This window comes from Halobacillus shinanisalinarum, from assembly GCF_022919835.1.
Lineage (GTDB): Bacteria > Bacillota > Bacilli > Bacillales > Halobacillaceae > Halobacillus_A > Halobacillus_A shinanisalinarum.
Map to the genome: position 1 here is coordinate 2095353 of NZ_CP095074.1, position 23982 is coordinate 2119334.

Sequence of the window (23982 nt, forward strand, 5' to 3'; positions counted from 1 at the left end):
TTTCACCTCTCGATATATTCTTTCTCTCCAAGCTTTACAAGCACTTCCTCTAGTTCTGGCAGCCCTTCGTTATCTCCATAGACACTTACGACCATTGACCCAATTACATTAGCAAACTGAAGCGTACGTTTTAACGTCCATCCTTGTAACACCCCATAAACAAAACCTACATCAAAACCATCGCCGGCTCCGACGGTATCTACAACTTTACTAGCGGTGATGGCATCTGCCTGAAGAAGTTCTCCGTTACGATAAGCAATAGCCCCACTCTCCCCTCTTTTAATGGCTAACGTGGAAATCCCATATCGCTGACACGTTTGAACAAGTTTCTCAGGATTATGGGTTCCAAACAATAAGTCAGCCTCTTCATCCCCTGTCAGCAAAACATCTGCATAAGGAAGCAGTTCCATCAGTCCATCCTTCGCTTCTTTCTCACTCCAAAGTTTCAGACGAATGTTCGGGTCAAGGGAAATTTGAGCCCCATGGTCTTTAGCGATTGTCACAGCTCTTTTTAACAAGGGAATGTTTTTCTTAGGATCAATCGCTGCAAAAACACCACTAATATGGAGCAGCTTGCAATTTCTTAGCGCTGCTTCATTGAGCGTACCCTCGGTCAACGCTTTTGTAGGAGAGTTGTCCCGATAATAGAAGGTACTCCCACTTCCATCTTCGCGGATTTCTTTAAAATTCAGGGAGGTAGGATACCCGTCCAACAAAGAAACTCCAGATACATCAACACCTTCACCACGGGCAAAATTCCGAATGAACTTGCCAAACTCATCATTCCCTAAGCGGCTGATCCACCCTGTCGTTAAACCGAGTCTCGCACAGCCGATCGCAAAATTAAACTCCGCTCCACCGGCCTTCTTTTCAAACGATGAGGCAAACCTCAGTGGTCCAGTATGGGAAGGGTCAAATGTAATCATTGCGTCCCCAATCGTAAGAACATCTTTCTTCATAAGACGTACCCTCCTTTTTCTTTAACAGATTCCCGCACCATCAGCGTCGGCTCAAAGCGATAATCCGGCCTCTCATCTGTCGTCTTTTTCTTATTAATTTTATCTAGTAAAACCTCTCCGGCCATCTTTCCCATCTTAAATGTGGGCTGAGCCACTGTTGTAATCGGCGGTGTATAGAAGCTGGCATAAGGCACGTCATCGATCCCTATTACAGAAAGGTCCTCGGCAATATTCAAATGATGAAGTTTAGCAAATTGGAGAACCTCCTTCAAAACGAGATCATTTCCAGCTAAAATCGCTTCAGGAGGCTGATCTAATGCCATCATTTCTTGTAATGCTTCTTCGACTTGATCGGGTTCAACACTTTTAATATATTCATCTAGTATGGCTAATTTATGGGATTGAAGCGCTTTTTTGTATCCTTCCATCCGTTCTAAACGTGGGGAAACATCTTCAATCATGGACGCTGTAATGATCGCGATTCTTTTTTGCCCTTTGTTAACAAAATAATCTATCGCCATTTCAGAAGCCCTTTCATTCTCAAGCATAACCGATGAAACAGGGATACCCTCGACAGATCGATCCACAAAGACGACCGGGTAATTTTCATCTAGCATCTTCTGATAGAGATCCCGGTTATTGCCCGTCGGAAAAATAATTAACCCATCGACCTGCTTGGCCCTCAGCATCTCGATATATTTCTTCTCTTTCGCCGGATCGTCATCTGCATTACAGATAATCGTGTGAAAGTCCGCCCTATTGCAGGCATCTTCAATTGCTCTACTTACCTCTGTTGAAAAATTATGAAGAATGTTAGCAACGATCACGCCTATCGTTTTCGTAGATTTTTGTTTTAAGCTTCTTGCGATAATATTAGGCTGATAGCCAAGTTCATAGATGGCCTGTTCAATTCTTAGCTTCGTTTTTTCACCCATATAGTCATAACGTTTATTTAAATATTGTGATACCGTACTTTTTGATACTTGTGCATGTTTAGCAACATCTGCCATAGTCACTGTTTTCATAAACAAATCTCCAAATTTTATATTTTCATTTTCCATAAACCGGTTTAGTAAATCGGTTTAGTTAAGTATAAGACCTATGAAAGCGTTTTACAACCATTTTTACTAAAAAAGATATACCCATTACCATCTAGGGTTAAGCGAGAGCGACTAGAGAGGCTGTGGCATGGGCTAGACTCAATATTTTATTCTCACGAAAAAAAGACAGACTCCCTAGCTGAGAGCCTGTCTTTCTCTACCTAACTTATCTAGGTGTCATAAATAATTGAGTCCAGTACGTACCATACGAACCGCCTTCAACATAGCCTACACCAATATGAGTAAAGCTTTCATTCATAATGTTCTCACGGTGACCGGGGCTGTTCATCCAGCCTTCTACTACCTCTTGTGGAGTTCGTTGGCCGGCAGCAATGTTCTCACCTGCAGTTGAGTAACTGAAATCGTATTGCTTCATCATGTCAAAAGGAGAGCCATATGTAGGTGACGTATGGCTGAAATATCCTTTGTCTGCCATGTCTTGTGATTTCATACGCGCAAGATCACTTAGGCGATTATGCATTTCAAGAGGTGCCAATCCTTCTTTTGCACGCTCCTCATTGACTAACTGAACAACTTCTTCCTCATAACTAGACGTTGCATTTGCTTCGACTTCAGATGGAGCTGGAGATGCTTCTGTAGACCCCTGTCCTGACTGAGGTGCTTGCGCAGCTGGTTGTTCTTGCTGTGTTGATTCCTCTGGCTGAGCAGGTTGTGAGGGCTGTTGATCTGCTGGAATTTGCTCGGGGTTAAAGAGAACCTTAAAGTTTTGTTGAAACCTCTCCTTACTGAATTCCAGATTCTGCTCTGATAACCATTCTTGTATATTGGTCGTCCATTCCCCAACAGACTGTGTATCTACTTGTTCTACTTTCCATGTCCCCTGCTCTTGGGCTGATGCTGGAGAAGAGATGGAAATGATAGCTAAAGCAGCGACTAAAATGAAAGAATATCTTTTAAGCAAAGTTTTCACTCCTTTTGTTTTATTTAACGCAGCTTGAAGCGTTAACATTAGTATTCCATGCTTAGCTTCCAGCAACAAGGGCCGATAGTTATCGTAAGTGTTTCCTAGCCAACACCAAGAATTTCTTGTATTACCAACGAAGAATAATTATCAAAATTATTCCCTTTATGGAAAAATAATGATGTTTATTTACAGTTTGTTAACTTTCCTTTATAGATCTCTTTTTCTGTAAGAGAAAAGTCGATGTCTCTCGCAAATTTTTTCAAACGTTTATCTTCTACTGAATTAGTCAGAGATATCACCGTACCGGAAATGGCACCTAAACGCGCAGTGCGCCCAGCCCTATGAATGTATTCAGAGGCTATTTTAGGGACATCTATATTAACTATATGCGTAATATCTTTAATATCTAAACCTCGGGCCGCTACGTCCGTTGCTAGTAATAGGGAAAAATACCCATTACGAAAACTTTTCAATGCTTTGGCACGCTCTTCCTTTTTGGCATCACTATGCAGAACACCTAGAGTTAAGCCTTTATACCTAAGTTTTTCTGCATAAACACTTAGGTTACCAATATCTTTCATAAATGCCAGACCTTTAAATGATTGCATCCGGGCTAATTTCCTAAGTGTTTCCACCTTGTCACGGTCTTCAGTAGAAATATATACATGTTCAACATTCGGTTTTAACACTTCTTTTGTTACGCGAACTACTTCAGGATGATACATGAATTCATTTGCTAACATCTCGACTTCATTTGGTAACGTGGCTGAGAAAAGGAGAATTTGCCTTTCTTTAAGGGTTGCCTTTACAATATTGTTCACTGTCTCCTGATGTTCAGGGACAAGAAGTTGGTCCGCTTCATCAAAAACTAGTGTTTTCAACTCGTGGGCTTTTAACTTCTTCTGCTTCATTAACTCATATACCCTGCCTGGCGTGCCAATAACCATTTGCGGCTTCTTCTTAAGTTTTTCAATTTGACGCTTCACATTTGCGCCGCCAATTAACGTCGTGCTTGTTAGACCGCTATTTTTTGACCATAGCTGAAATTCTTGATGAATCTGCATCACAAGTTCATGAGAAGAAGCGAGCACAAGTACTTGCGTATGCTTTTTCGTAGGATCGATTTGTTCAAGCAACGGCCATAGATATGCTAGTGTCTTTCCACTGCCTGTAGGTGCCTCAGCCATGACATCTTTTCCTTCTTTAATAAATGGGATGGCTTTAAGTTGAATGGATGTTGGCTGCTCGAAGCCGGTTTTCTGCCACGCTTCTTTTATAAAAGGCGCTAGATTCTGGAACCATGTAGGGTCTGATTGAGTCATAACTAGTCTTCTCCTTTGCCGGACGCGTTCTTCTAATTCATAAAAAAACAGGTCCCCAATTCAATGAGACCTTTCATTGCGTACGTCTTTTTTAATTTCTCTCCATTATATCACACTGGGGGCTAGCTCTCTTCAATAAATATCTTCATTTTGTCCAAGTGATTGGCGTCTTCTTTTTTGATAATCTTTTTAATAAGCGGTTTCGTTAATGTGTTACGTAAACCTAATGTTTCTAACTCACCCTTAAATTCAACCTTGGTACCTTCTGTCGTTTCAACAAACGTATAGTGATAGCGCAAATCAATTCCATGCTGTGCACTTCGAACCGAATAGCTCTTGTCTTTTTCGAAACTAGTAACTTCAATAATAGATGCCGATTTACGACCGCGAATTTCGCGTACTTCTTTGAATTGATAGCCTTCCCGGACTGGCCCTTCTGTTAAGGATTCAACATTGATTACCGTTTTCATTATTTCTGGACTCTTTGAAAAATCTGTCGCTGTAGCGAATACCTCGTCAATCGGCTTTTGTATGATAACACTCCGCTCAAGGAACGCCATATGTACCCCTCCATGATCAATCTTCTTCGTGTTATTGTATCCCATTCGCCACTGCTTAGCAATTTCCTTCATGAATAAGAACATGCCTCGTGACTTCATCACCTAGAAAAAGTACACTATTTATAATAATGCTGGTTTTGGCAAAAAACTGAAAGGAATAGGTGAAAATGAATAGGATAGAACTTCGTTATTTTACAGAAAAGGATTTTCCTCAACTAATGGATTGGATCAAATCTCCGGAATTTTTACTACAATGGGGCGGCCCTATGTTTCAATACCCACTTGACCATGAACAATTAAAAGACTATGTGAATGATTCAAATACTGAGCATGCCAGTCAGCTCATCTATTGCGTGATCGACAAACAGATGAACACTATAGTTGGACACATAGCTTTGCGAAACATTGATAGAACAAATAAATCGGCCAGGATTGGAAAAGTCATCGTAGGAGATCAGACTCGCGGAAAAGGGATGGGGACAAGGATGATGAAGGAAGTTCTTAAAATAGCCTTCAATGAACTTAAGCTTCATAAAGTCAGCCTTGGAGTGTTTGACTTTAATGAACCGGCTATTCGCTGCTATGAAAAAGCGGGCTTTAAAAAGGATGGTTTATTACGTGATCACCGAAAAATAAACAACGAATACTGGAGCTTATATGAAATGAGCATCTTAGACTGTGAGTGGGATGGCTGACTATAGAACAAACCCACAGCCAATCATGCTGTGGGCCCGTCGCTTACACTTCTATCCAAAACCTTTTCACTGTATTTCCACTTTTCTCAACGAAGTCATCGCCTTCAACTCCGCCATTTCTTCTAATTGTTTTTTTTGATGCTATATTCCCTTGATCACAAACGATGAGAACTTTGAAGATCCCCAATTCTTTCACCTTTTCTAAAGTTAAAGCTAATAGTTCTGCAGCATACCCTTTCCGTCTTGCAGAAGGACGAATGCCATAGCCGATGTGACCACCCAAGTTGGACAACTTTTCTGTTAATTGATGGCGCACATTTACTACGCCTAACACAATTTGATCACGGTCTACAAGCCAAAAGGTGGAATCTGGTACCCACCCCTCTGGAAGGTTCATCCCTTTCTCTGATTGCAAAAGACTCTCGACCATAGCACCAAAGTCTGATGGATCCTTTCCAATCACCCATGGAATCATTTCCTCACCAGATTCCTTCCATTCTTGGTAAAAAGAAAGGTACTCTACTTCTAAATTCACTGTAGGTTTAAGCAAAGATACATGTCCCATAATCTATAATCCTTCCTGTGATCGTTTATTTCTTTTCTTCCTAATCATCAAGAATACAATTACACCGATGATGGCTAGTGGAAGCAAGACGGGTATGTTGCCGACAAAGAAAACAACTAAACCTGAGAAAATAGAAATGAGAAAGTTTATACTCTTCAAAAACTGTTGCTTTGCTTGATCCCACGTATTTAGTTCCTCGTCATTCATTCCAGAAATACGTACATTATTTTCTTGAATATGAACAGTTACAGTTGCCAGATCAGCTTTATTTTGCAAGTAATTCATTCGTCCTTGTATTTCTTCTATCTTGCCCTGAACAGTAGCCAAATCGTTAGAAATCTTCAATAAATCTTCCGTTTTATCAGCTTGTTCCATAAAAGAAAGCAGCCGCTTTTCAACTACACGTTTAGATTTTAGACGAGACTCAAGATCTACGTACTCTTCTGTCACGTCTTGCCCTGAAATCGAACTTTCTAGAACCTTACTGCTGCCTTGTTCTACCAATTGCATAAACTCACGAAACTCTCCCTGGGGAATGCGCGCGGTTACATGCCCATTAACTGAACCCTCGCCGGAATCTCCAGACCTATTCGATCCCACAATATAACCACCGCGTTCAGATACCTGTGCTTGAATCTCGTCGATGGATTGTTGGTAATCCTTGACCTCAATACGGAGATTGGCCGTATAAATGACTTTTCGATCAGATTGGTTGATTTCATCTGTTTCTGCTTGAGTACTTCCTTCTTTCGACACGTCATCTTGTTGAATGTTTTCTAATTCATTTGATGGAGTAGCAAATTTACTTTCTTCTCCTCCTGATCCATCTTCTGTAGTTAAAGTCGTTTTGTCAGCTAATGATTCACTGCTTTTTGAGTCATCACTGCAGGAAGTAGCTAAAGCGCAAAAACTGATAATCACTATCACAACCAACCATTTCCTCATGTTGCCCCCCTTATCTGATCAATTCTTCTCCCGGGAAGATTGAACGGCTTTTAATGGTATAGACGGAGTGGACTGAAAAAAGTTACATGTATTTGATAAATTTGTAATTTATCAGTTGGGAACGTTCGTTCTTAAATAAATAGGTTTATGTACACATGTGTGGTAAAATCATAGTTGGACAATATTTTTTAGGATGGTCGGCTAACCCCACGACAGTAAGCGGGTGATGCCCATGAGCATGTATGAAGTTCTAATGGTTTTGTTTACATCTGGAACGTTTTTGCTTGCATTGATCATAAAAATGATCAATAAAAAATAGACCTCCCTATTAGCCTAGCAGTTAATCGGGAGAGGTCTATTCTCTAAAATAGCTGATCCCCTGGGGGAACCATTATCCAAAAGGCTCGCAGTAGCAGCTGCGTCCTTTTTTCATTATATGTTTTTCTATAACTATTATACCATGAGCAGGCTTATCTTACCATTGTGACCAGCAAAGCTCTCCCAACGAACTTATCCGCAATTCTCTGATTATAACCGCAGGAAATTTAATTTTGATTTTATCCACGAAAAGCCCAACTCTCATTATTTATCCATTAGAGCTACAGGCCTTCCATACCTACCTATTATCTGTCAGCTATTTCATATTTTTCAGGAAAAGACCCTCGACGGACAAAAACATACATCGTGGAACCTGCTAATAATATTCCTGCTATAAAGAAAGCGTAAGGAACTCCCAATGACTCCGCTAGAGCTCCAAAGACTAGCGAAGAAACTCCAAATGTAAGAGAAACTAACGCACTTTGAGCACCATAAAGCTTAGGTAACTCATCTGGTGCCGCCTCTTTTTGAATATAGGTCTGAACCGTAATCGTTTTAACCTGTTCTAGAAAACCGTGAAAGGCTGCAAAAACTAGCGCCATCCATGCTACTGAAATCAATCCGAAAATAAAAGTTAGAATACTGACACCAAATGAAGATAAGATGAGGAACTTCCTCATTTTTTTCTCAAGGACAAGAGAGAATTTCGAACAAAATACCCCTCCCAAAATTAATCCAATGAAAAATAGAGTATTGAGATAGCCCCACCATGCTTCTGTTTGATTCAGTACTTCTGTCACGAACACGTAAAGAATGGCGGCTATCCAGACAACATTCGCGGTGGCCTCAAAGAAAATCATTACATGGAGGTTTCTAAAAAGCTCGGATCTCCAAATCAATTGCCAGCCCTCTTTCATAGCGACGATTGGATGGTCACCACTCTTTTTTCTTTGAAAAGGTGTGTGATCAACAACCTTATGCATCATGTAGGAAGCGCTAATGAACAAAGCAAACGTAATCCAAATGACATGGCCGCCGCTTGATAATGCCACAAGAACACCGCTAAGAGCCCATCCTCCAAGTTGAGTCGTTTCATTTACAATCGAGACAAAGCTATTCGCTTTTACGATCTCCTGATTAGAAACTAGCCTTGGAAGCATCGCATTCGTCGCCGGCATTGACCAACCATCCAAAAACGCAATTACTAAAACAAGCGTTAGGATGATCAAAATATTTGGATTTGTCTTATAACTGACAAATAACGAGAGTCCAAGTAATACAGCTGATTTACTTATTTGAGACCAAACCAAAACAGACTTTAAACGGTACTTGTTTACTATGATCGGGGAAATCATCCCACTGATAAATCGGCCAAATGTATTCACAAATGGTAACAGTGCCAAATATAACACTGATTCGGTCAAGGTATATAAAATGGAGATCAGCCCGACGACCAACAACACATCACCGAGGTTTGCAACCGCCTGGCCGATCCACAAGAACCGGAAGGATTGAGTTTTCATTTTCACTACCCCTTTTTATCTTTTTAATCGTTGATAAAAAGGCAGTATTTACATATGACGAGAACCCCCTAACTATTTTCAGAAGCTACTACGGCTGGCACTAAAAACTATTTCATTTTTTTACTTAGGGGTAGCAAATGTCATCAATCCTTATTTCTTAAGAAACTCTTCCTTTAATACACCCATCACTATAGAGTCATGATATTTTCCATCGTAATAGAGGTCATCTCTAATGATTCCTTCTTGCCTGAAGCCTAATTTCTGATAGGATCGAATTGCTCTTTCATTATATGAAAAAACATCCAGTCCTACACGATGCAGATTTAAATTTTCAAACCCAAATTGCAGCAGCAATGACATCGCTTCTGTTCCAAATCCACTGCCCCAGTATTCTTTATCGAAAATAGAAATTCTAACTGCGGCCTTTCGGTTCTGATGGTCGATATCCAACATAGCCATTTCACCAATGGGCTGATTGTTCTCTTGCAGGCAAATAATCAGATCGATCCTGCTACTATCTGTAGAATTTCTTTCAAACCAATTTTGAACACCTTTTCTGCTTAACACGGCTTGCGTACCTGTTAGCCTTCTTCCCTCCTTGTCCCAAAGCGCTTTCTTATAAAATAAATCTAAATCCTCGTTCTCAATTGGTCTTAGGTAGAGTCTTTTTCCTTGCAGGAACTTAATAAGTCCAGTTTGTTCTGTATTACTCATGATCGGATCTTCTCTCCCTGTATTACATTCTATCTGTTTATGATACTTTACCCTCTCTTGTTTCTCTACTCCATGTGATAATTTATGGCTGTTGTGGGAAATTAAGTGCATCGACTGTTTCGTATTAGTTTCTCTAGTGCATCATTTAGGCTAAAATTGGCTTTAAGAAAGTTTTATAAAGGAAGTACAAATTTTGTATATAGCTAAAGGAGTGTTTTCGTTTGTTCACTTTTGAAAACGTTACCTATCATGATATCTTGCGTGTACCTTCATTAACCATTAACGAATTCCAGAAAACTTGTGTTGTCGGCGAAAGCGGCAGCGGCAAATCCACATTTCTAAAGCTTCTGAACCACATGATAACTCCTAGTGACGGCCAGCTGCTTTTTCGAGGAAAAAATGTTACCGAACTTGATCCGATTGCCCATCGAAGGGACGTGGTGATGCTTACTCAACACCCCGTATTGTTCGGTGAAACTGTGAAGGAGAACCTTCTAGCCGGTATTCGCTTCGCCGAACAGGAAGAACCAGATGAAGCAGCCTGCAAGAAAGCGATGGAACGTTTTCGCTTACATAAAGATCTTGAGGACGAGGCCGAAACCTTGTCTGGAGGGGAGCAGCAGCGCTTAGCTTTAGCACGGATGACGCTAATGGTAAGCCCTGTGTATTTGCTGGATGAACCAACCTCTTCCCTTGATGAGGATCTAGAACATGAAGTCATGGAGAACTTCATGACGTTTGCAGAAGAACAAAAGAAAACGGTTATTTTCGTGACCCATTCCAGTTCAGTGGCATCGGCGTTTTCCGACCAAACCATTGATTTTCATGAATATACATTGCAAGGGAAGGGGTCATTATGAGAGAAGAAATGATTGACCTCACGCTCTGGCAGTTGGGAGCGGCTTATGTATTCATCATTATTTTATTAGCAATCGTACGCTGGCGTAAAATCCCTAGAGAAAAACAGATCTTAATAGCTACCATACGTATGACCTTACAGTTACTTATTGTTGGTTATATTTTAATGCTGTTATTTGAAAACCCCCATCCTTTGCTAACAGTTCTGGTCGTTGCTATTATGGTAGCCTTTTCCATTCGCAATATCTCAAGCAGGGTCCGTGGGGAACTGGGCAAACCACTAAAGCGTGCGATTCTGATTTCAATGATTGCAGGTTCTGTCGTTAGTTTGCTTTACTTTAATTTTATCGTTATCCAGCTTACACCATGGTACGACCCTCAATATTTCATCCCAATCGCCGGAATGATTATTGGTAACGCTATGACAGGAGTTACACTCGGTGTACAGACCCTTCTTGATGGGATGAATGATCAAAGACATAAAGTAGAAGCGGCCTTAATGCTTGGTGCCACGCCACAGGCAGCTACTAAAAAATGGGTCAATCGTGCATTTGATTCCGCTATCCTGCCCACGATTAACAAAATGGTCGGAATGGGAATTGTATTCCTGCCAGGCATGATGACAGGTCAGATTTTAGCAGGAGCTAGTCCGTTAGTCGCCATAGAATACCAAATAGCCATCCTACTCGGTATTGTTGGGGCCGTTTCCTTAACAGTTATACTATTTGTTAATCTAGCTTATAAAGTATTTTTTAACGAAAGAAGTCAATTGCTCCACAACACAATGAGTGGTAAAAGCTGATATGGGTATCCGCCTCATATCAGCTTTTTATTACAATAAAGTCAATTATAGTCAACGACTAAAACCAGCATTATTCCATTTGTAAAGAATCGTACAGACCGAATCATCTCTAAGAAGCAAAGCCGAAAATTATTAAGCATGTTTGGAGAATCTTTTATTGAAACATATTTTTAAGTCGACAGGCTCCTTTTTATACTATTCAATTACCTGTGACCACAATTAGTTGCGGACTTATATTTGTTTGTTCTCCTCCATAAAACTCTATCCAATTGGGGGCAAATCCGGATTTCGTTATTGCTCTTAGGCGGAGTTGAGTTTTTCCGTTTTTATTGATTAAATCTAAATCCTCTGTCGCAATCTGAAACTCTACAAAATTACCCGTCTGAGGAGAGAAGGCTATCGTGTTTCCTTTTGAAGGCATTGCATTATAGTCTGACTGCTCAATACCAGCTGACCTCCCCAGTACTCCACTCTTTATATCAACCTGAATAGATTCAATAGCCCCCTTAGAACCTTTCGTGTATAATCTTATTTTTGCGGATTGTATAGACTTTTCCACTAAACGGTCTGTATCAAATGAGAGGATTCCTCGATAAGTGTCGGTATTATACATTCCCTTATCTCCCACTTTGATATCTTGTGTACTTTTTCCATCTGCTGCATATTTACCTACGTATCCGTCTTCAGTGGCAGATGATAAAATAGTGATTGAGTTTTCTCCCCCCTCATCATTGATAATATAGACTTCCTGTTTAACGATCTCATTGTTTCCCTCTGGGTCTTGACTAAAGAATTTCAAAGTTGTATTTTGGGAGATTTCTAGTGGTTTGATATATTCCTTTGATTGAATAGTAGGTTTTGAGCCGTCTAATGTATAATAAGTTGTAGCCGGTTCATTAGTCTGTAACTCTACTGTTACAGGTGACTGGTAGGTTCCTCCTTTAACAGAGGCTGTTGTAACGGGAGCACTAGCATCTGGATCTTCAGGTTTAGTAAATGAGTTGAAAAACTCAACCATTAATCGGCTTGCGTCTGGTCCCTGAGGATCTGTATAGCTCCCTTGTGCACTTCCGCCTGACCATGCGTGACCCATACCTTGCACAAGCACTTTTTTCATCCATACCTGTCCATCTCTGCCTTGATAATTACTCATGGTGTAGCTCCTTCCTGAAGGCACTTGTAATGATTCCGTATGCTCAGGGGTATCATCAATCCACCCATCCTCTGTTCCGTTCGCTGCTAAATAATTTGTAACTGACCACTGAGTGATGACTTGCTCTGCATTCACGCTGTTCACTGTGTAATCGGATGTTCCGTGAATCGCAATTACCGGCAGTTTTTTTGCAACCTCCTCCATAGCTTGATAGGCAAGTCTACCTTGCTGAACAGGATTCGGGCCACCGTTTGACATTGCCGTAAAAGCATCAATGGTATTATCAGCTGCTTTATACTCCAGTCCTGCTCCGACTCCAACCCCGGAAAAAATATTTGGATAAGTGGCACCCATAATCACACTCATTGCTGCCCCAGCTGATAAACCAGCTACATAAATTTGATCTTGCTTAATAGAATAGTCTCCTTTAATTGAATTTACCATTTCAGCGATGACAGCTGGTTCACCGTTGCCACGAGATTGATGGCTCGGTTCAAACCAATTCCAACATTTGTTTGAGTTTGCGCTTGTGGTTTGCTCCGGATAAAGAACTAAAAATCCTTTTTCTTCAGCCAATTTGTTTAGTTGAGTCCCAGTTGCAAATTGGGCAGCATCCTGTGTACAACCATGGAGCATAACATATAAAGGATAATGACTACTCGAATTATAATTATCCGGAATATATAATTTATACGTCTTCCCTCCATAGGAACCATTAATGAATTCACCAGCAGCGTTAGATACCGGTGGGTTGTAATTAAACGTAAACATCAGAACTGCCACTAGACCAAGCAATAGCTTTAACACTTTCAAAGTAAACTCCTCCTCATATTTGTTCCTTTCTATCATTTTAGTAAAAGTAGTTACAGGGCAGTTACATATAGGCTACTTCATAACATTAGTGGAAGTTCTGGGAATATGGGGTGATTGGCTAGCCTTTCGTGTCCAGGTTTTGGATCTTCTATCACTTATTGAACTACCCACCACTTAACAACTTTACAGTCTGTTTGAAGTGGACCATTCCTAAGAATACCGACCTAACAGTCCGTTATAGATTAGGTGTAACCCGCTGTTCCTACGGTTAGAAGTCTTATCGCTTCTTGTTTTATATTTTTGCTTGCATTCACATCTCGATCATGATAGATGCCACATTGGGGACAATCCCATTCCCTTATACCGAACAACACTGCAAAAATGCCCCCTAGTCAAGACCTAAGGGGCATTAGTATGCTGTCCATGAAATTGCGAGAAAACTATTCTTTAGAAAAGCTTATGGCTTTCTTACCGTCCACAATAGGCAAAATGACCTTACTCCGTTTGGGATCAACAGTAATCTTGGTTCCTGCTTCCGGGCGAATCGTATAGTTATGGTCTGAAGAAAGCAGAACCACACCTATTTGGTGACCTTCTTCAAAGATATAATCCTCAGGCTGCATCCCCCAAGTAAACTTATACTCTTTACCTGGTACAAGAGAGTGGGATTTGGAGATGGAGTGGCGGTTTTGCGGATCCATCCATCCTCTCGTGACGATTTCAAATGATTCTTTTTCTGGATCATAATCCACTAAAAGTGCCGTTAAATTGGCAGCACGTGCATCAATGCTGGCCCGAATAGAGACTTCAGGAGTCCCACTTATTCGAAGTTCTGATTCAAGCTTTGGTGTTTGGTAAACTAATCGATTCTCGTGAGCATTGTTTGGATTCTCAGCGAGCGTTTCAGCTGTTATTGCCGGATTATCTACAAAGGTCGCTGTCGTTTTATTTTTACCTGACATTGGCTTAAGTTCAAGACTTGCACCCTCTGCTTGGAAGTTTAGGGGAACACCTTTTGCATCCTTCGCAGGCCAAGATTCATACGTTTTCCAATTGCCATTCTCACGCTGAATATCTACCATTAGCTCTTCCATTACATTGTTATCAATGTCGTACAACCAATAATCAAACCACTTATTTAGCGTATCAAGCCATTCTTCATTACGGAGGTAATAAGGATTGGCATGTCCGCTTTGGTGAAGCCAAAGTTTACGTTCTACATTATTTTCGCCAAGTGCGTCCCACCATTGGGATAGATGTTTCGTCTTTACGTTCCAATCGTTTAGACCATGGACGGCAAAAACACTTGCTTCAACTTTATTAGCATCTTTTACATAGTTACGTTCATCCCAATATTGATTGTAGTCACCTGTTTTACGGTCTTGTAATCTCTCAAGTTTCTTGAGGACATTGTTACATTCTTCTGCATTCGCACGTGTCGTAACAGCATCTGCTAAAACATCTGTATCTTCCCCCTGGTACCCTCCTGGTGCTACAACAGCGCCGTTCGCACGGTAGTAATCGTACCAGCTGCTAATTGCTGCAATCGGAACAATCGTTTCTAACCCTTCTACACCTGTCGTCGATACAGCATTTGGCAATGTACCATTATAGGAAATCCCCATCATACCTGTACTTCCCGTTGACCAATCTGCCTCAACAAGATCCCCTTCACTGTCATAAGCCTGTGTCCTGCCATTTAACCAATCAATGACAGCTTTTGTACCAAGCGTTTCGTTCTCACCGCCTGACGTGGCACATCCATTTGAAAGACCGCTTCCTAGACTCTCAGCAAGGACTACGGCATATCCACGAGGAACAAAATAATCATCATAATATCCTGGGAAGGAAGGTTCAGCTGGACCGGCCGCTGCAGCTGTACTGGTTGTACCTTGGGCTTGCGCAAGACTTACTTCACCTTGCTCACCCTTCCCTTTTTTCACAGGTTTCCTATGATCTACTGGATTTAATGGGACATCTACATCATGAAAATTGATCGGATTGAGTCCAGCACGATATGGGCTCATTTCATAGATGACCGGAACTTTTAACCCCTGTTCCGTTTCTTTCGGTCGAATAATATCTGCGCGGACGCGATCAAGCTCCCCGTCCCCATCACTATCAACGGAGGTTTCGATAAACACGGTTTCCCGAATCGCTTCTTCATGGGAATAAACCGGCTGTGTCTTTCCATCTTCAACTTCAATTTGTTGAACACCCGAGGACTTAGAGTTACCGTCTTCAGCGGCAGCTGGCTGAACGGTAAGCACGGTTGATAATATCAATAATAAAAACGTGGTATGTAAGAATACCTTTTTCTTCACAAATTACCCCTCCAAACTAGAATTTCATCTTCTTTACATATTCGCTGAAATTCTAGGCACTCCTTCAATATTTTGAGAAAACCAAAAAGATACTAGAATGGATGCGGGGCTAATGCACCATGAATGATTAATCAAACGAATAGTGGGACATAGACCTATTTAATTATACAAAATTCGATATAAATCTGAGTCAATGTGGTAGACATTAGTAACTAAAGAAGCTGATGTTAGATCCCTCTAACATCAGCTTCCTCGGGTTTATTGATTTGAGATATATTTTAATTCCTCTGTCATTTCCTCGACTAAATCCGGTCTGCCGTGATATTGAGCAGGCGTGTTTTGGAAAAGTTCAACTTTCCATTCTTGCTCTTTTTTCACCGCCGTAAGTGTTTGATGTGCGTTAAGTTCTGGATCGAGTTCTGTCTTACCTGGCGGGATCATTCCTACGATTGCTCGTAACACGGCACTTTCCCCTCCTAATATTCGAACATTCTTTACCTTACTAATAAATGGCGGGGTAGAATGCTGGCCAAATATTTCACTAAGCTCTGAAATCATTTCTTCTGGCCCCTCCATCAAACTCCCATCAAATCCAATTTGCTCGCCTGTTTCGGTATATAGTTCAGCCATGGCCTTTGCATTTCGATGGTTCCAAGCCTCTATTAACTTTTGATAAAGCACCGTCACTTCTCCTTTTGTTCGAGTATGATCCATCACACATACCTCCTACAAATTGAATGCCCCACTAATTGTCTTCGTCTGAGCTATTACATCACAGTATATAACTCAAATGTGATCACTTCAATTCCTGTCAAACAGGCACAAGGTAAATATATCCATATCAAAAGGCCTTTAAAAGATCAACAACCTACACAACCGTAGGTATACGGAATTATTTTCCTTTTCAAGAAAGGTATCCATCTGTTGCTAACCGAAATAGTTTGTAAATAATCTTTAGGAGGATATTTATGAAAAGCAAAGTCTTAACAGCAGTATTCAGTGGAGCCTTACTGATATCAGGGACATTTCTAACAGGGGGCAGTACAGTTCTAGCAGAAGGGAATGGACCCAATGGACCGAACTATGGCGGAAATGAAACGATTAAGAATGAACGCCTTCACTCCTACGAGGAAATGGTAGATTTCTTAGAAAAGGCTGATAAGCGTTCTGAAGCATTGGAACTCGAGGTCTATGGCCAGTCTGTAAAAGGCAGGGATTTATACTTAGCCAATTTTGGCATAGATGAGAACAATCCAACCATCTTGTTCCTAACCCAGCAGCACGGGAATGAAACACTGACAACGGAAGGTGCTCTTAAAGTGATTAAAAACTTAACTTCTAATGGAAAACAAGTACAGGAAATTCTCAATAATGTGAATGTGCTTATCGCTCCCCGATTAAACGTGGATGGGGCTGCAGGGGATGTCAATTTTTCTTTAGAAGATTATGTCGCCGGTACCCATACCAGGTACAATGCCAACGGAGTTGACCTTAACCGCGATCACGTCGAACGTAATCAGCCCGAGACGCAAGCACTACATGAAAATATTTTGCAAAAATATCAGCCAGATTACATGATCGACCTGCATCACCAGGGAACTCAAACCACCTTAGGGAATACAGGTGAGCTTGTCTCTGGTTCGATTCTCTATCCAACGAATGAAAACGTAAGTCCAGAAGTTCTGGAGCAATCAAAGGAACTAGGCTCTGTTGTATATCATGCCGTTGATTCAAAGGGGTACGGCCTGCTTTCCAAATATCCTGGCGGCAACGCGCCAACGATTAGTAGAAACGGATTAGCTTTAGAGTACGGGATCTCCACGCTATTACTTGAAGTCCGGGGAATGGCTGATCATTATTACGAGGACTATGTGTTAGGGCAAAAGAGCAATGGCTACTTAATCCAGCAGGTTGTTACGGCTATGGAAGCGAGCCTAAACGCACTGGCCGACGATTCTATTCATTCAGCAGACACCTCCTTCTGGGAAACCCTGCCTGAAAGTAACTACTCTGCTGAGTAAGCCTCAATTTAATTTAGTAAAAACCCTGGAGGAGTTGATGAATTTTGAATAAGAAAAAGCTTCTGACTGTGTTAAGCACGATTGTCCTTTCGACAAGTATAGTGATGCCAGCATCCGCAGCTGGAAACCACCCAGGGACCCCAGATCAGCAAACCTATAATAGTTCTGGTTTCACAGATTATGCCCAATTAGGGAAGAAACTTGAGAAGATCGAGCAAACTAGCAAAGGCAAAGTTGAAGTTCGTGTGGCTGGCTACTCGAATAGTGGAAGGAATATCTATCAAGCAAGGGTTGGTACGGGAGACCGAGTGATTATGATCGAAAGTGAAATTCACGGCAATGAAAAAACCGGCACTGAAGCTTTGCTGAATATTTTACAGTACTTAGGATCGAGCAACTCTCCCCAGGCTCAAAAAATTAGAGAAGAAATTACATTAGTATCGTTGCCGAAAATGAACCCAGATGCTTCTGAGCTAGACCGTAGAGGGAACGATATGTCCTGGGAGGAAGCCGTGGAAGATTTTCCACAGCTGGCAAACGCGAATGGGCCTACATGGAACCACTATTATACAGGCACCTTACAGGGAGATGATTATGCTTCTAGACCTGGGTTTGATGTAAACCGTGATTTCAATCCTGATCTTAATTATGTGCCTAAAGCTGAAGATATTCCAGGTGCATCAGACCAACCGGGATGGTATATCACTCCGGAAGCACAAACTGTTCGTGACGTGTACAAAGGTTTAAAAGGAGAATTCGGTACGGTTGATGTGTTTGTGGATCTGCATCATCAAGGACTGTACTACGTTGATGGAACGGACGACCCTGTCACCCTTTCCATCTCCGGAGAATTTGTTCCACACCCTAAAAGTGAAGAGGGGCAGGAATACTCAGAATATGCGGGCATCTACAACTATGAATTCTCACAACAACTGAATCTAGCGGCCTATGATGCTCTTCAATCAATGGGGAACTCACCATTTGATAATATTACTTTATACAGACAAGGACTGGATCTTCCGGGGACAGCGCTAGGTTCTTTTGCCTTAAATGGCAGTGGTACCGTACTTTTTGAAGTAACCGGTCAGACCCAGAGCATGGGACAGAAGAAAAAAGGCATGCTCGTTAAAGCAGTCGAAACAGGACTGAATGGTATTATTAAAGGTGTAGCTGAAGGAACAGTTAAGAATCTCGATGCTGATCGGTATAATGATATTCCGACAACATCTTATTCGCCAGGTTTATAACAATTAAATCGCAGGAAAAGAGGAGACGAGTCATTTTTTCGTCTCTTCTTTTTTACATAATTTTTAAAACAGACGACCTTTAGACCTCAATTCTGGCTTTTACCCTAATGGATAAGGAGCCATAATTCCCGATGATTCAATTAAATAGAGATTCTATGATATAATAGCATGATAAATGACTCATTAAAGGGTTTTGAGCGTCACTATTAATCTCCTGTTCTGTCTCTATTTTAGTAGACACCCCAAGACGCGACTACAGAGTCTCTACCATAACTCACCAGATGTATCTTTTTGGTTGATCTATTAAACATACCCCCTCAAGTGCTTTGTTTGGCACTGAGGGGTCTTTTTCATAGTAGTGTAACCGGACCTGTGTTGAGATTCGACTTACTATGTCCTGTTATCTCCAATAAATGGCATTTGCAGCTAAGGAATAATTCACTAGTAAACAGCGCTAAGGTTTTTTTGCGAAAGGCGGATTAAAAATGTATCAAGATATCACGCTAAATAAATTGTTCACTTTACAAAATAGTGAGGAGATCACCTTTGTCGATGTCCGCTCCCCGTCGGAGTATAACGATGCTACGATCCCCGGCAGCCTGAACATACCTGTATTTAATGATGAGGAAAGGGCTGAGGTGGGTACGCTTTATAAACAAGTCAACTCACAAGCTGCAAAAGAACGGGGACTTGAAATTTTCTCAGCTAAGCTCCCACAATTCATCAAGAAATTCAGTCAAATTGATACGCGGAAAGCTGTTTTTTGTTGGCGGGGCGGGATGCGTAGTAATACTGCTGCTACTGTCCTTGATTTAATGGGAATTCACGTTTATCGCTTAGAAGGTGGGATTCGAAGTTATCGGCAATGGGTCGTTCATACACTGGAACAGCTGGAATTCGAACCAAGAGTTTACACCCTGAACGGATATACAGGATCCGGCAAAACCACCATTTTACGTCATCTACAGAAAGAAGGATACCCTGTTCTTAATCTAGAAAAAATGGCGAATCATAGGGGCTCCATCTTCGGCCAAATTGGACTAGATCCAAATAACCAAAAGAAATTTGAATCACTTCTCGTGCAAGATCTATTTCGTTTCCAAAAATCACCATATGTCTTGTTAGAGGGAGAAAGCAAGCGAATCGGAAAAGCAGTTCTCCCAGATTTTCTATATAATAAAAAGGAACAAGGAACACAACTTTTTATCGACTTGCCTATAAATGAGCGGATTATGAACATTTTGGATGACTATCAACCTTGGAATCATCAAGAGGAATGTATCGAAGCCTTTCGAATCATCAAAAAAAGAATCCACACGCCGATTGCCAATGAGATTGAAAGCCATTTAGAAAATGGAGAATTTTATTCAGCTGTTCAATTGCTTCTTGAATATTATTATGACCCTCTTTACGATCACAATGCCAAACAATATCCAGATAACAGTAAAATCATCGTTCAAGCGAATAATATCACTGAAGCGATAAAGAGCGTTCAAAATATCGTAGATGAATTACAAGTGAAATAAGGATAACTTCAATTTGACAGTCCTCTCCCCCATGGCAGGGTGAGGACTGTCAAACCATTTTAAATCGAAACGATGCGGGTGACCCTGGATCCCTCCATATTTTCCTTATTAACAATAATTTCACAATAACCAAACATCTAGTTAAAACAAATTTGCTAGCTTATTAATAGATTCACCTCAACACTATCAAAGGAGGCATCTTTTAATGAGCGGCAATTCTAATATGAATAGACGTGATTTTCTAAAAGTAAGCGGAATGAGTACAGCAGCCATGGCACTAGGTACATCAGGAATCCTTTCCCTCGGTGGTAATAGCGCATTAGCATCACCAAAGAAGTCTAAGGCGTTAGGTGGCTATGGTCCTTTGGTAAAAGACCCTGGTGGAATTCTCGATCTCCCGCGGGGATTTCAATACCGTATTATCTCAGAGGAGGGCGGTAAGCTTTCAGACGGCCGTCCTATACCAGAGAACTTTGATGGCATGGCCGCTTTCGATGGTCCACACCATTCAACTATTTTAGTACGTAATCATGAATTGAGTGGAAATCCAAAGTACCCTGTCATTGGTAAAAATCCATATCATAAAGATAACACTGGCGGAACTACAGCCCTAGTTGTAGGTGCTAACCGCAAAATAAGTAGTGAGTATGTATCGTCTGCAGGGACGATTCGAAATTGTGCTGGAGGCACGACACCATGGGGGACTTGGCTAACCTGTGAAGAGACACTTGAGGAAGGTCATGGCTATGTTTTCGAAGTCGATCCCCATGATCCAGAAAATAAGACCTCAAAAACTCCTATCAGAGAAATGGGTGCTTTTTCACACGAGGCAACAGCCATAGATCCTGCTACAGGAATTGTTTATTTAACAGAGGATGGCGGTCCAAGTTATCTATATCGTTTCCTTCCAAATGATCGCAGCCAAAAGGTGGGTGCCCTACAAAAAGGTGGTACCTTACAGGCAGCCGCTATGGAAGAAATGAGCTCAACTAGTACAAGCAACTTTTATACCGGACAAAAATTCGGAATCGTCTGGAAGGATGTTGATCCCGAAAAGCCTACCCTTGAGGCAGGTCGTAAAGGATGTATCCCTTTCAGCCGCTTAGAAGGTGCCTATTTTGAAGGTGGTGTATTCTGGTTTGACGATACATCAGCAGGTGAAAAAAATTTAGGGCGCGTTTATCGCTATATACCAGCAACCAATACATTAGAACTTTTTTATGAATCAACAGCAGCTAATGATTTAGAGATGCCCGATAATATCTGCATCACTCCATGGGGAGATCTATGGATTTCTGAAGATGGCGGTGGGGTTGACCGCATTATTGGGGTTACACCTGAGGGCGAAACTTACGTCTTTGCTGAAAATAAAATCAATGGCTCTGAGCTTGCTGGTCCTACCTTCTCCACAAAAGGCAATACATTTTTCGTGAATATTCAAAACCCTGGCTTAACTTTCGCAATTTGGGGGCCATTCGCACGTAAGAATGCCGGCCGCAGAAGACAAATGGGACATGCCGCTCCACCGGCACAGTATGCACCAGAAGTTTCGGACAAACTTTCGGCATTTGCTGAGGTTCAAGGAATGTCTGATTTAGAAGCAGTTGCATTTCAGCGCCATGGCATGCCAATTTTGTAGTAAGAGGTGAAAGGAACCAGCTACAGGCTATTGAAGAGAAAAAACAGGAGATAGAAGATATGAAAAGGCTGTAGCAGGTACGCCTGCCACAGCTTTTTTCACACTCTTTAAGTGTGTGTTCAAAAAGTTGCCGAATGAGAACAAGAAGTTCGAGGCGCCAAGTTTTGAGGACCACAGCGTATGCCTTTCATATGTGAGGACTGGAAAAAACCGAGCAACAAAGAAATTCGCCGTTTATCATTTGATTACTTTTTGAACATCCTCTTTAAAGACACCCGGTCCAATCCACAAGACTCTGTTTACTTATTCCGTTTACGTGCTTGTTCCGCATTTTCCATTTGAGTAGCACCAGGATAATCTAAGCTTTGATCACGGTCAGACTCAACCCTGTTTGATTTCTTTAATTTTTTCTCTTGTCGATCTTTTCCCATTTTATAACCTCCCTTCATAGTTATTATGAAGAGAGATCGACATTGCCATACTTTAAAAAATATAAGATGCATTAGTTCCAAAATTTTATTACAGTAACAAGGCCTTTTAGGATCATTCTAATCATATAGACCAAGATGGAAATTAGAAGGTCAGCTACCCAGCTCCATTTACTCTCCTACTTCATTCGAGCACTCGACTAGGCGTTCCAATAACAGCTGCTACTTTATTCTCCAATGCTCCTTGCTTTATAATTAATTAGCTCCATTATAAAACGAACACTGAGCATAAATAAGAACACGCTTATAAAGGTATAATACCAGTCCCATTGTAGGTACTTAATTAGCTCTGTATATCTTTCTAAGCAGAATTCAACGATGGTCAAGACACCACTATATACGCCAGCCTGCCAAACCATACCAAAAACCCCAGTAAAATAGGATGTTTGATAATAATAGGTACATAATACTGGGAACAACAAAAATTCAAAAAGAACACTCGATTGAAAGTGTTTATAGAGCGAAACGGGATATGTAATGAGATGTCCTTCTACAACCAGAACTCCCAATATAATGGCAAGGTAAGCGCTAATAAAGAACATTATCAACCAATCTTTTCGCGGTGGTTTTCTTAAAGAGAATATGAAAACCACCACACCCAATATGTGTAAAAACCATAGGATGATTATTTCCATAATAACGTCCCATCAACCTTTCATATCCATATTGGCACCTGCCTCCGACAAGGTAAACGTGGGGGCAGATGCCATAATTTGGTTATTGGAGAAGTGTCTCTTCTGACCTTATGCTGTCATTAGGGATGACTATTTGTCCCATTTTCTTTCTTTTCACCTTTCTCTCTCTTTAAGGCGTTTATATCTTCTTTACTTTTGTTCTTAGCCTTCTTTCCCATATAATAACCTCCTTCATCTCTAGTTTGTCTCACTTTCAAAAAATGATGAAGAATGGGCAGATTTAAATTAAACTGGCCACTAGTTATTTCCATACCACTCATCTTACTCCACTGGTCATTTTTCTTTATTTCTCTTGGAATCCTGTAAAACTAACGAATGATTGATTGTGATAAAATGGGGCTGGCAGATGAAAGAGGAGAGTAGAACTAAATGAATAAAAAATTTGACCATATTGGAGTAGCTGTCCGGCAGCTTCAGCAGAGTATCGACTTTTATGAGAATATATTGGGGGCGACGATGATTGACCGTTATCGCAGTGAAGCACAAGGAGTCGAAAGTGAGATCGCGATCATGGACATTGATGGAAACCGAACTGAGCTGTTATGCCCTACGAACAATACCACATCCCCCATTGCTCGTTTTATTAAGCAAAAAGGAAAAGGTGTTCACCACATTGCCTACCGAGTTGATAACCTTGATGAGGCTATTGCGTCGCTGAAAGATAAAAATGTACGAGTAATGGAAGACACGAGGAGAACAAACAAACATGGCCGACGCCTGATTTATTTAAATCCGGCAGATACAGCTGGAACGATTATCGAGTTCTGTGACTATCCTAATGAGCATTAAG

The 23982-nt window shown here is 41.1% G+C and carries 23 protein-coding genes and 1 pseudogene; 9 read left to right on the plus strand and 15 right to left on the minus strand.

Annotated features, from left to right (window positions below; all coding sequences use genetic code 11):
- Positions 1–2: 2 nt before the first annotated feature.
- From MUO14_RS10370 to MUO14_RS10390, 5 genes are all read right to left on the minus strand, one after another.
- Positions 3–959: a sugar kinase gene (locus MUO14_RS10370; protein ID WP_244755141.1), complete on the minus strand. Its 957-nt coding sequence runs from the start codon at positions 957–959 to the stop codon at positions 3–5.
- Complete coding sequence (locus tag MUO14_RS10375; RefSeq protein WP_244755142.1) at positions 956–1984, minus strand: LacI family DNA-binding transcriptional regulator; 1029 nt, start codon at positions 1982–1984, stop codon at positions 956–958. Before MUO14_RS10375 ends, MUO14_RS10370 begins: the two co-directional genes overlap by 4 nt.
- 241 nt (positions 1985–2225) lie before the next feature.
- The gene (locus tag MUO14_RS10380) at positions 2226–2981 is read right to left on the minus strand and encodes a CAP domain-containing protein (protein WP_244755143.1); all 756 of its coding nucleotides are present in this window, start codon (positions 2979–2981) and stop codon (positions 2226–2228) included.
- A gap of 185 nt (positions 2982–3166) precedes the next feature.
- Positions 3167–4306 (minus strand): DEAD/DEAH box helicase, encoded by a 1140-nt coding sequence (locus MUO14_RS10385; protein ID WP_244755144.1) that lies wholly within the window; start codon positions 4304–4306, stop codon positions 3167–3169.
- Positions 4307–4428: 122 nt separating this feature from the next.
- Positions 4429–4938 (minus strand): SRPBCC family protein, encoded by a 510-nt coding sequence (locus MUO14_RS10390; RefSeq protein WP_244755145.1) that lies wholly within the window; start codon positions 4936–4938, stop codon positions 4429–4431.
- A gap of 95 nt (positions 4939–5033) precedes the next feature.
- Between MUO14_RS10390 and MUO14_RS10395 the strand changes: the two genes are divergently transcribed.
- Positions 5034–5561 carry a GNAT family N-acetyltransferase gene (locus MUO14_RS10395; protein WP_244755146.1) on the plus strand — a complete coding sequence of 176 codons (528 nt, stop codon included), beginning with the start codon at positions 5034–5036 and terminating at the stop codon, positions 5559–5561.
- 43 nt (positions 5562–5604) lie between these two features.
- Here MUO14_RS10395 and MUO14_RS10400 read toward each other — a convergent pair whose 3' ends face one another.
- Together MUO14_RS10400 and MUO14_RS10405 are read right to left on the minus strand one after the other, a co-directional pair.
- Positions 5605–6126 (minus strand): GNAT family N-acetyltransferase, encoded by a 522-nt coding sequence (locus tag MUO14_RS10400; protein ID WP_244755147.1) that lies wholly within the window; start codon positions 6124–6126, stop codon positions 5605–5607.
- Positions 6127–6129: 3 nt separating this feature from the next.
- Entirely contained in the window at positions 6130–7071 is a 942-nt protein-coding gene (locus MUO14_RS10405) for a DUF4349 domain-containing protein (RefSeq protein ID WP_244755148.1), read from the minus strand.
- A gap of 238 nt (positions 7072–7309) precedes the next feature.
- Between MUO14_RS10405 and MUO14_RS24750 the strand changes: the two genes are divergently transcribed.
- On the plus strand, positions 7310–7390 hold the full coding sequence (locus tag MUO14_RS24750; protein WP_396265840.1) for a putative holin-like toxin: 81 nt from the start codon (positions 7310–7312) through the stop codon (positions 7388–7390).
- 304 nt (positions 7391–7694) lie between these two features.
- Here MUO14_RS24750 and MUO14_RS10410 read toward each other — a convergent pair whose 3' ends face one another.
- Together MUO14_RS10410 and MUO14_RS10415 are read right to left on the minus strand one after the other, a co-directional pair.
- The gene (locus MUO14_RS10410; RefSeq protein ID WP_244755149.1) at positions 7695–8912 is read right to left on the minus strand and encodes an MFS transporter; all 1218 of its coding nucleotides are present in this window, start codon (positions 8910–8912) and stop codon (positions 7695–7697) included.
- Between the two features lie 150 nt (positions 8913–9062).
- Positions 9063–9626 (minus strand): GNAT family N-acetyltransferase, encoded by a 564-nt coding sequence (locus tag MUO14_RS10415; RefSeq protein ID WP_244755150.1) that lies wholly within the window; start codon positions 9624–9626, stop codon positions 9063–9065.
- A gap of 221 nt (positions 9627–9847) precedes the next feature.
- Between MUO14_RS10415 and MUO14_RS10420 the strand changes: the two genes are divergently transcribed.
- Positions 9848–10486: an ABC transporter ATP-binding protein gene (locus MUO14_RS10420; RefSeq protein WP_244755151.1), complete on the plus strand. Its 639-nt coding sequence runs from the start codon at positions 9848–9850 to the stop codon at positions 10484–10486.
- Positions 10483–11286 (plus strand): ABC transporter permease, encoded by an 804-nt coding sequence (locus MUO14_RS10425; protein WP_244755152.1) that lies wholly within the window; start codon positions 10483–10485, stop codon positions 11284–11286. Before MUO14_RS10420 ends, MUO14_RS10425 begins: the two co-directional genes overlap by 4 nt.
- Before the next feature lie 199 nt (positions 11287–11485).
- On the opposite strand, the gene MUO14_RS10430 is transcribed toward MUO14_RS10425, so the two are convergent.
- The 4 genes and pseudogenes from MUO14_RS10430 to MUO14_RS10445 all read right to left on the minus strand — a co-directional run bounded on the left by MUO14_RS10430 (position 11486) and on the right by MUO14_RS10445 (position 16290).
- The gene (locus MUO14_RS10430) at positions 11486–13246 is read right to left on the minus strand and encodes an extracellular catalytic domain type 1 short-chain-length polyhydroxyalkanoate depolymerase (protein ID WP_244755548.1); all 1761 of its coding nucleotides are present in this window, start codon (positions 13244–13246) and stop codon (positions 11486–11488) included.
- Positions 13247–13494: 248 nt separating this feature from the next.
- Positions 13495–13614 (minus strand): annotated as a pseudogene (locus MUO14_RS10435) (zinc ribbon domain-containing protein); the annotation flags it as partial.
- Positions 13615–13692: 78 nt separating this feature from the next.
- A complete protein-coding gene (locus MUO14_RS10440; protein WP_244755153.1) occupies positions 13693–15576 on the minus strand; it encodes a Xaa-Pro dipeptidyl-peptidase in 1884 nt (627 codons plus the stop codon).
- A 258-nt stretch (positions 15577–15834) separates the two neighbouring features.
- A complete protein-coding gene (locus MUO14_RS10445; protein WP_244755154.1) occupies positions 15835–16290 on the minus strand; it encodes an SgcJ/EcaC family oxidoreductase in 456 nt (151 codons plus the stop codon).
- A 254-nt stretch (positions 16291–16544) separates the two neighbouring features.
- Between MUO14_RS10445 and MUO14_RS10450 the strand changes: the two genes are divergently transcribed.
- From MUO14_RS10450 to MUO14_RS10465, 4 genes are all read left to right on the plus strand, one after another.
- Positions 16545–17597, plus strand: a complete 1053-nt coding sequence (locus MUO14_RS10450; protein WP_244755155.1) for a M14 family zinc carboxypeptidase — start codon at positions 16545–16547, stop codon at positions 17595–17597.
- Positions 17598–17641: 44 nt separating this feature from the next.
- Complete coding sequence (locus tag MUO14_RS10455) at positions 17642–18844, plus strand: M14 family zinc carboxypeptidase (RefSeq protein WP_244755156.1); 1203 nt, start codon at positions 17642–17644, stop codon at positions 18842–18844.
- Positions 18845–19329: 485 nt separating this feature from the next.
- The gene (gene mnmH / locus MUO14_RS10460; RefSeq protein WP_244755157.1) at positions 19330–20370 is read left to right on the plus strand and encodes a tRNA 2-selenouridine(34) synthase MnmH; all 1041 of its coding nucleotides are present in this window, start codon (positions 19330–19332) and stop codon (positions 20368–20370) included.
- A 205-nt stretch (positions 20371–20575) separates the two neighbouring features.
- Complete coding sequence (locus MUO14_RS10465; protein WP_244755158.1) at positions 20576–22009, plus strand: alkaline phosphatase PhoX; 1434 nt, start codon at positions 20576–20578, stop codon at positions 22007–22009.
- 299 nt (positions 22010–22308) lie between these two features.
- Here MUO14_RS10465 and MUO14_RS10470 read toward each other — a convergent pair whose 3' ends face one another.
- The gene (locus MUO14_RS10470; protein ID WP_244755159.1) at positions 22309–22440 is read right to left on the minus strand and encodes a YpzI family protein; all 132 of its coding nucleotides are present in this window, start codon (positions 22438–22440) and stop codon (positions 22309–22311) included.
- Positions 22441–22664: 224 nt separating this feature from the next.
- The gene (locus MUO14_RS24755) at positions 22665–23132 is read right to left on the minus strand and encodes a CBO0543 family protein (RefSeq protein ID WP_396265821.1); all 468 of its coding nucleotides are present in this window, start codon (positions 23130–23132) and stop codon (positions 22665–22667) included.
- Positions 23133–23561: 429 nt separating this feature from the next.
- Here MUO14_RS24755 and MUO14_RS10475 point away from each other — a divergent pair, with 429 nt between their 5' ends.
- Positions 23562–23981: a VOC family protein gene (locus tag MUO14_RS10475; protein WP_244755160.1), complete on the plus strand. Its 420-nt coding sequence runs from the start codon at positions 23562–23564 to the stop codon at positions 23979–23981.
- Position 23982: the final 1 nt, after the last annotated feature.

Coding starts and splice junctions, on each gene's coding strand:
- MUO14_RS10390 (WP_244755145.1), bottom strand. CDS start 4,938: ATGAAGGAAATTGCTAAGCAGTGGCGAATGGGATACAATAACACGAAG.
- MUO14_RS24750 (WP_396265840.1), top strand. CDS start 7,310: ATGTATGAAGTTCTAATGGTTTTGTTTACATCTGGAACGTTTTTGCTT.
- mnmH (WP_244755157.1), top strand. CDS start 19,330: ATGTATCAAGATATCACGCTAAATAAATTGTTCACTTTACAAAATAGT.
- MUO14_RS10470 (WP_244755159.1), bottom strand. CDS start 22,440: ATGGGAAAAGATCGACAAGAGAAAAAATTAAAGAAATCAAACAGGGTT.
- MUO14_RS10425 (WP_244755152.1), top strand. CDS start 10,483: ATGAGAGAAGAAATGATTGACCTCACGCTCTGGCAGTTGGGAGCGGCT.
- MUO14_RS10370 (WP_244755141.1), bottom strand. CDS start 959: ATGAAGAAAGATGTTCTTACGATTGGGGACGCAATGATTACATTTGAC.
- MUO14_RS10385 (WP_244755144.1), bottom strand. CDS start 4,306: ATGACTCAATCAGACCCTACATGGTTCCAGAATCTAGCGCCTTTTATA.
- MUO14_RS10405 (WP_244755148.1), bottom strand. CDS start 7,071: ATGAGGAAATGGTTGGTTGTGATAGTGATTATCAGTTTTTGCGCTTTA.
- MUO14_RS10445 (WP_244755154.1), bottom strand. CDS start 16,290: ATGGATCATACTCGAACAAAAGGAGAAGTGACGGTGCTTTATCAAAAG.
- MUO14_RS10475 (WP_244755160.1), top strand. CDS start 23,562: ATGAATAAAAAATTTGACCATATTGGAGTAGCTGTCCGGCAGCTTCAG.
- MUO14_RS10375 (WP_244755142.1), bottom strand. CDS start 1,984: ATGAAAACAGTGACTATGGCAGATGTTGCTAAACATGCACAAGTATCA.
- MUO14_RS10415 (WP_244755150.1), bottom strand. CDS start 9,626: ATGAGTAATACAGAACAAACTGGACTTATTAAGTTCCTGCAAGGAAAA.
- MUO14_RS24755 (WP_396265821.1), bottom strand. CDS start 23,132: ATGGAAATAATCATCCTATGGTTTTTACACATATTGGGTGTGGTGGTT.
- MUO14_RS10465 (WP_244755158.1), top strand. CDS start 20,576: ATGAGCGGCAATTCTAATATGAATAGACGTGATTTTCTAAAAGTAAGC.
- MUO14_RS10395 (WP_244755146.1), top strand. CDS start 5,034: ATGAATAGGATAGAACTTCGTTATTTTACAGAAAAGGATTTTCCTCAA.
- MUO14_RS10450 (WP_244755155.1), top strand. CDS start 16,545: ATGAAAAGCAAAGTCTTAACAGCAGTATTCAGTGGAGCCTTACTGATA.
- MUO14_RS10410 (WP_244755149.1), bottom strand. CDS start 8,912: ATGAAAACTCAATCCTTCCGGTTCTTGTGGATCGGCCAGGCGGTTGCA.
- MUO14_RS10400 (WP_244755147.1), bottom strand. CDS start 6,126: ATGGGACATGTATCTTTGCTTAAACCTACAGTGAATTTAGAAGTAGAG.